At 38.7% G+C, this 6,811-nt stretch carries 7 protein-coding genes and 1 pseudogene; 4 read left to right on the forward strand and 4 right to left on the reverse strand.

The window, feature by feature from the left end:
* Positions 1-55 precede the first annotated feature (55 nt).
* The 4 genes from ACLGGO_RS12790 to ACLGGO_RS12805 form a co-directional block, all read right to left on the reverse strand.
* Positions 56-916, reverse strand: coding sequence for a hypothetical protein (locus ACLGGO_RS12790; RefSeq protein ID WP_446419597.1), 861 nt, complete (start codon positions 914-916; stop codon positions 56-58).
* A gap of 1 nt (position 917) precedes the next feature.
* Positions 918-2,261: a DUF3696 domain-containing protein gene (locus tag ACLGGO_RS12795; protein ID WP_446419598.1), complete on the reverse strand. Its 1,344-nt coding sequence runs from the start codon at positions 2,259-2,261 to the stop codon at positions 918-920.
* Positions 2,262-2,264: 3 nt separating this feature from the next.
* The gene (locus ACLGGO_RS12800; protein ID WP_446419599.1) at positions 2,265-3,389 is read right to left on the reverse strand and encodes a DUF262 domain-containing protein; all 1,125 of its coding nucleotides are present in this window, start codon (positions 3,387-3,389) and stop codon (positions 2,265-2,267) included.
* Positions 3,390-3,494: 105 nt separating this feature from the next.
* Positions 3,495-3,716, reverse strand: coding sequence for a DUF2442 domain-containing protein (locus ACLGGO_RS12805; RefSeq protein WP_446419600.1), 222 nt, complete (start codon positions 3,714-3,716; stop codon positions 3,495-3,497).
* 151 nt (positions 3,717-3,867) lie between these two features.
* Between ACLGGO_RS12805 and ACLGGO_RS12810 the strand changes: the two genes are divergently transcribed.
* The 4 genes and pseudogenes from ACLGGO_RS12810 to ACLGGO_RS12825 all read left to right on the forward strand — a co-directional run.
* Complete coding sequence (locus tag ACLGGO_RS12810) at positions 3,868-4,266, forward strand: DUF433 domain-containing protein (protein WP_446419601.1); 399 nt, start codon at positions 3,868-3,870, stop codon at positions 4,264-4,266.
* The gene (locus ACLGGO_RS12815; RefSeq protein WP_446419602.1) at positions 4,259-4,615 is read left to right on the forward strand and encodes a DUF5615 family PIN-like protein; all 357 of its coding nucleotides are present in this window, start codon (positions 4,259-4,261) and stop codon (positions 4,613-4,615) included. The genes ACLGGO_RS12810 and ACLGGO_RS12815 overlap by 8 nt, the downstream gene beginning before the upstream one ends.
* A gap of 52 nt (positions 4,616-4,667) precedes the next feature.
* The gene (locus ACLGGO_RS12820) at positions 4,668-5,648 is read left to right on the forward strand and encodes a DNA cytosine methyltransferase (protein ID WP_446419603.1); all 981 of its coding nucleotides are present in this window, start codon (positions 4,668-4,670) and stop codon (positions 5,646-5,648) included.
* Between the two features lie 237 nt (positions 5,649-5,885).
* Positions 5,886-6,626, forward strand: a pseudogene (locus ACLGGO_RS12825) (alcohol dehydrogenase catalytic domain-containing protein); the annotation flags it as partial.
* Positions 6,627-6,811 lie beyond the last annotated feature (185 nt).

Below are 6,811 nucleotides of genomic sequence, written 5' to 3' on the forward strand. Positions count from 1 at the left end.
ACCGGAACCATACGACAGATTTTAGTCTGTTTTACTCGTAGCCAAAAATGTATAACTATGATATATTAATAGTCTTATCACTGTCAGATTTTGATTCATCAATTTCCCCTTGTAAATCAGCTTCTCCAAGGTGTCGCTGCCCAGTTTTGTCGAAAACTTCTAAATGAGCGGCTTTGCCGTAGTGTAAATTATCGACGTACCAATATTTACCTGTAGAGATTTCGCAATAAACCACTCTCTCATCATACCTAATTCTAGTTATTTTGAATCTTTTAGTATCTCGTAATATAGTTTGCTCATCCTGAGGAGGAACAGTAGAATATTCATCATATTCTATTTTGCTTAATTTTAGTTTTTTCTCTAGCCAATTTTCAAGAGCTGCTTGATTGTCGATGCTATCTAAATCAATGGGTTGAGTTTCATCATTGTTTTTGATTATAGAAATTAAACAACATTTATTAATATAGGGATGGGCAATTATAAAGCTGGACTTGGTGAAATTAATCACTAAATAAGTTATGTGAATGTTTTGAAATTGCCTTTCAGCCACTTCTGCTAATGAAGTGTCTTTGACATCTCGACAGGATTCAGGTGTCAAGTAATAATCGAAATAATCATTGAGAGAATGGACTTGTTCTTTACGCCATTCTTTGGGATTCGATTTATTGAAAACGATATTTATAAAAGCTCGCTTCAGAGTCTTATCTTTGATTTGATTTAAACTTTGCTGGAAATTCGAGCCTCTAATAGCATCATAGTTAACAAATAAATTACTATCTTCTTTATAGATAACCTTTTGTTTTATTTTTTTATTGAGTAAATCAAAAATAGACTTAAAAGTTATTACTGCATCCTTAAACTCGGCATCTGTTAAATACTGACCTTCTAGAGACACTTCATTAATAAATATTTCCATTTTATATTCCAAAAAGCCGTTCAAAATCTTTATCCATTTGGTCAAAGAAGCCTTCGGGCCACTCCTCAATACCACCATCAGGCTGCACAGGAATTTCTACAACTGGCAATTCAGTCTTTTGCTGAAAATATAGTATCTTCAAATCTTCATGATTCAAAATTCCATCTAGAACTGCTATTCGCAAAGCATTCAAAATATGATCGCTGTGGGATTCAACAAAAATTTGTACACCACAGCTACTTACTTTAGCTAAAAATTTAGCCAGTCGTGATTGTGCTTTAGGATGTAAATGTGCTTCCGGGTTTTCTACAATTAATATTTCACCTTGTTGGGCAATTAATGCTGAAACAACAATCGGTAAAACACAATGATATCCAAAGCCAATGTTAGCTGGTCTAAAACGATCTTTTGATATACTTGAATTCATTAACAGTTCAAGTATATTACTTTCTGAGCTTAAAATTTCTACTTTTGCGCCATCAAAAATGCGATTCAGCCATTCTTCTGTTTGAGTAACTAATGTTTTTGCGTCTTCCCCTAAACATAAGTTATCGTTAACTAGATAATCTTTATTTTTATGTAGTAAATTAGCTGTAAATTCACCTTTTGAACCAACATTGGGAAATTTCGTCAAAGTGGATTTAAAATAAAATTCTTGTGGACCCACACGGTCTGCTGATATGTAATGAATCCTGTCGAAATACAAATATTTATATAGTTTAGAATCTATTTTAATATTTTCACTTCTTGCATTTTCAAAGTTTATCATACCTGAAACAGGTAATAGTTTGCACAATGAACAAGAGCTATTAATTTTTTCCTCTTGAGTGCCAGATATGAAGTCAAATCGATTTTGATGCACATCTTGATTAAATTCATTAGTTTTTTTATAAACTGAATTATGTTTGTATGGGATAATATCGTGCTTATTACTATCAATTTCTATAATTTCATCATCAAATTCAATCCTACTTATTTGAGCGACCATATCATCTTTATAATTTTCATTAAAATGATATTCAACAGATCCAATTATTTTAAAATTATTATTTTTAGGTACTTCTATATTGTCTTCATACAAGTATCTAAATATAATGGACTCTTCTCTTGAGATATTGCTATTTCTAATTTCATTAAAACTACCTAAATTCAGACAACTACCATTTAATACAAGTTGGGCAGCATTGTCATTGTGTTCTATGGATTGTCTCATTAAAAGTAAGGATTGGAGCATGGTTGATTTACCACGCCCATTAATCCCTGTCAGTAAAGTTAACTGCCCCAAAGGAAAGTCTGTTTCTTCCTTAAAGCATTTAAAGTTTTTTATAATTATCTTTTTGAGCATTTTTTACACATCTCCTAAAATTTCTTGAGCTAGCTTAAACCTAGTATACACCTTTGCTTTGCCGCTCGTTGCAGATTTTATAGAATCGAGATAATCTTGATTTTCTAGTAATTTTATTAAATTGCTTTTAATCGCATCTTTGTGTTCTTCTAAAAACTCATCATTACTTATAGAGAAAAAATAAGATACCGATTCAAAAATTGCAATATTTATTCTTGTCCTTCTCTGACCTGCACCTGTAGACAAACGAAAATTTTTATCTCCAAAAAAATTAAAAGTCAACTTCATTACTCGCTTAAAATCTTTTTTCAAAGCTTTTATTTCTTCATCTGACATCAAATTTATCTTTTTCATTGCCTTTTCTACAAAATCACCCAAATCACCTTGATAATCTTTTGCATAGTCAAAAATCTTAAAAGCTAAATAGCGCAAAATAATTTCTCTATCTTTCATTCTTTCGGGTGAAATTCCATTATCAATGGCTTTTTTGAAATAGTCTTGTTCTGATAAATCTTTAAGCAGGTTTGTTGATTTCCCTGAAAAAATACAGTTTCTCACTTCTTGACGACTAAGATTTGTTCCGCCCGTGTTAATTCTACTGAAAATATCGTAAACAACTTTAACGGGAACAGAGGGTTTTATGATATACAAATTAAGCTTTTTGTCTTCAATCCTTGTTTGATAGTCACCTGGTAATTCTTTTAAGTCAGTGAAATCAAAACCATTTAATTTAGGTAAAGCTTCTAAACCACTTAACTTAAATTTATTATAAACAAAATCATGTAAAGTTGTAGTACGTTGTAGACCATCCACGACAATGTACTTGCCGTCTTCCGTTTGATTTACATACCATGGCGGAAGGGGAAAATTGAGAATGACAGACTCAATAAATTTGCTTTTTTGGTCTAACTTCCAAACTCGAGGATTGCGCTGAAAATCCGGATCGATAATAAGCTTACCATTGTCATATTTTCTCATTAACTCGAAAACTGTCTGAGGATCTTCTCTAATGTCGATATCGGCTTTAGTTGGGTCATAGGGATACAATCCACCACTATCGCCACTATCTTCTTCGGCAGTATCCTGATCAGTAACAATTACGTCGTTCTCTTGTGCTATACTATTCATTTTTTTCTTACGCCTGGTGAGCTTACTTGTCAACTCTTAACTATTTTAGGAGAATACACTCATATCAACCAGAATGCATGAAAAGGACAAGAATGCGATCGCACCTTAACTAGCCTTCATCTTAACTTTAGCCATCCACGCCGCCATGCCAAAAACACCAGCCAAAAGCGCCGGAACACTAAAATCTGCATCCAGCTTTTCCCAATGCAACCCATTCCCCGATGGCGTCACTTCAACCTCAGCCAAATCCACTGGAGAACCACCCGCTAACCCTTGCGCTAATGCTGGGGGAAAGCTAAACGTCGCCCCACTCTTCAAATTGACCATTACGCGATAGAAGTGAGTCGTACAAGTCTAGCTGGTTTTCTGGGCGCACGTAGGTGTTATCCTGCAAGGCATTAATTTTTCCCGCTCAATGAACTCTAATCCTGACTCAATTGATAGGATATGTCTAGAAATGTATCTGTTATAGCAATCAATGACATCTTACTCGCTAAACTTACCCAATGAATTAAAGCAAAAAGCCGAAAACTTGGCTTCTCAGCAAGGTATTCCCCTGGAAGCCTTCATTTTAGACGCGATCGCAGAAAAGGTGAATTCCCTGAAAGGACAACTTAACGAGCCAACCTTTGCTCATGTTACCTATCGTAACAGTGCTAGCGGTCAGCTTATACCGATTTTGCGTGGGACTAATCTACGAATCCAAACAATAGTCATTGCGGCTCAACAATGGGGTTTATCCTCAAATCAGATAGCCGCTGAGTATGACTTGAATGCAGAACAAATTGATGAAGCCCTAGCATTTTACCACGCCCACCGTGAAGAAATTGATCATGCGATCGTGGCTGAACAAGCCATAGAAGCCGCTCATGTCTAAACTGAAACTGCACCTGGATGCTGATACATCGATTAAAGCTCTCCATAATGCCTTAGTTTCTCGTGGTCATGATGTGACACGCACACCCACCGAATGGATGCCTTTCGATGCCAGTGATGACGCTCAATTACTGGGAGCAACAGCACAAGAACGATGTATTTTTACGTTCAATATCCGGGATTTTATGATTTTAGCTGAACGCTATCCTCAACATTGTGGCATTGTTTTAGCCGCACAAAGCAGTTGGACACTATCGAGTCTAATTTCTGCTTTACATCGGTTGCTATCAGAAACACAAGCAGAGGAGTGGATTGGACAAGTTCGCTGGCTCAATCAGTGGCGAACCTGATAGCAGAATGACTTAGTGACAGGGGAAAGCGATCGCGTCCTAAAATAGGAGAATGCCAAACAAACTCCCCTACCTCAATTTCCTTGAGCAAGAACTTCAACTTTCCCCCATCGATGCGACAGCACCTTTGGTGATGGATCTATTTGCTGGCTGTGGAGGATTAGCACTCGGTTTTGAAGCCGCAGGATTTAGAACTATCGGTTATGAAAAATTAGCAGACGCCTGCACCACTTATCAGCACAACCTGCATGGTTTCTGTCACCAGACCACGCTAACACGCCAACCCGATTTAGTCGATGGAGCCGATGTAATTATTGGTGGTCCACCCTGTCAACCCTTTAGCGTTGGTGGACATCAACGGGGACTCAAAGACAGTCGCGATGGTTTCCCCATATTTCTTGACGCGGTTAAATCTTATCGCCCCCAGCTTGCTTTATTTGAAAACGTGCGGGGAATGCTATTTCGCAATAAAACCTACTTTGAAGAAATTACCAGCGCTCTCAGGGGACTAGGATATATCGTTGAATGGGATCTCCTCAACGCCGCACATTATGGTGTTCCCCAGCGAAGAGAACGTCTTTTTTGTGTGGCTCACCGAGGCGGATGGAAATGGCATCCAAAAACCCATAATAATTCACCTTATACCGTTGGTGAAGCACTGGGAGAACTCGCCTTGATTGCACCCCCAAACGCTAAGTTTCTCACTCCCAGCATGGATGAATATATCAAAAAATACGAGAGAGCATCTAAGTGCGTTAGACCCAGAGATTTACACCTTGATACCCCTTCTAGAACCGTTACTTGCCGAAATTTAAGCGCTCCTACAGGTGATATGTTGCGTATCCGTTTACCCGATGGACGTAGACGACGCTTAACGGTTCGTGAAGGAGCGCGTTTGCAAAGTTTTCCGGATTGGTTTGAATTCAAGGGCAATGAAGAAAGTCAATGTAACCAAATTGGCAATGCTGTTCCTCCCATTTTGGCAAAAACTTTAGCCTGTTCCGTAAAAGTCAACTTAAGCCGTGGCGATTAAAATCGCGGCTAAACAAACAAAGTCCCCCTAGGCGGACTAACTAAAAACTAATATATGCTAATGCAATCAATTTAATAATCAAGTTAAGCACTGTATCATCCCTTAGATAGAGCATTAGATAAAGTATCCTATTTCATTAGTCAGAGGAGAGGAGACTACTCAATCTTTAGAATGGCTTTAGGGCAGAACGCCTCAAAACCAACGCTTAATAGTCTCACATTACAAAAGGAAAAAACAATGAAAGCCGTCTGCTGGCAGGATACCCATAAGGTAGAAGTCAACACCGTACCCGATCCAAAAATCCTTGATCCGCGTGATGCGATTGTCAAAATCACGACAACGGCGATTTGCGGTTCAGATTTACATCTTTATGATGGCTATAACCCCACAATGAAAGAGGGCGACATTCTGGGTCATGAATTCATGGGAGAAGTCGTTGAATTGGGCAGTGCTGTCAAGAATGTCAACATAGGCGATCGCGTCGTTGTCCCCTTTACCATTTCCTGCGGATCGTGCTTCTTCTGTAAGCGGGATTTATGGTCACTGTGTGACAACTCTAACCCTAACGCTGCGATGGCGGAAAAACTCATGGGTCATTCCCCAGCAGGTCTTTTCGGCTACTCTCATATGACAGGAGGCTACGCTGGAGGTCAGGCGGAATATGCTCGTGTTCCCTTTGCTGATGTCGGTTTGTTCAAGATTCCCGAGGGACTAACCGATGAACAAGTCGTGTTTCTAACCGATATCTTCCCGACTGGATACATGGCTGCGGAAAACTGCAACATTGAGCCTGGAGATACAGTCGCGATTTGGGGCTGTGGTCCGGTGGGACAATTTGCGATTAGAAGTGCCTTTATGCTGGGTGCTGGGCGCGTCATTGCTATCGATCGCGTTCCCGAACGTCTCCAGATGGCGAAAGAGGGTGGGGCAGAAATCCTCAACTTTGAGGAAATCGACGTGGGTGAAGCGCTCAAGGAGCAGGGGGTTTTCAAAGTCCGGGGGAATCTTTAAAAGAAAAGTGAACTTTTCCCGGTAAAATTAAGAAAAGCTTACTTTTTTCAATTTAAAAAAATCATGCTTACTACAATAATTGAAGGATTCAAAAAAGTCAAGGATTTTCGCCACAAGCGAGGCAAGCGGCACGAATTATGGGTAGTTTTATC

Source organism: Coleofasciculus sp., from assembly GCF_046565525.1.
GTDB lineage: Bacteria > Cyanobacteriota > Cyanobacteriia > Cyanobacteriales > Coleofasciculaceae > Coleofasciculus.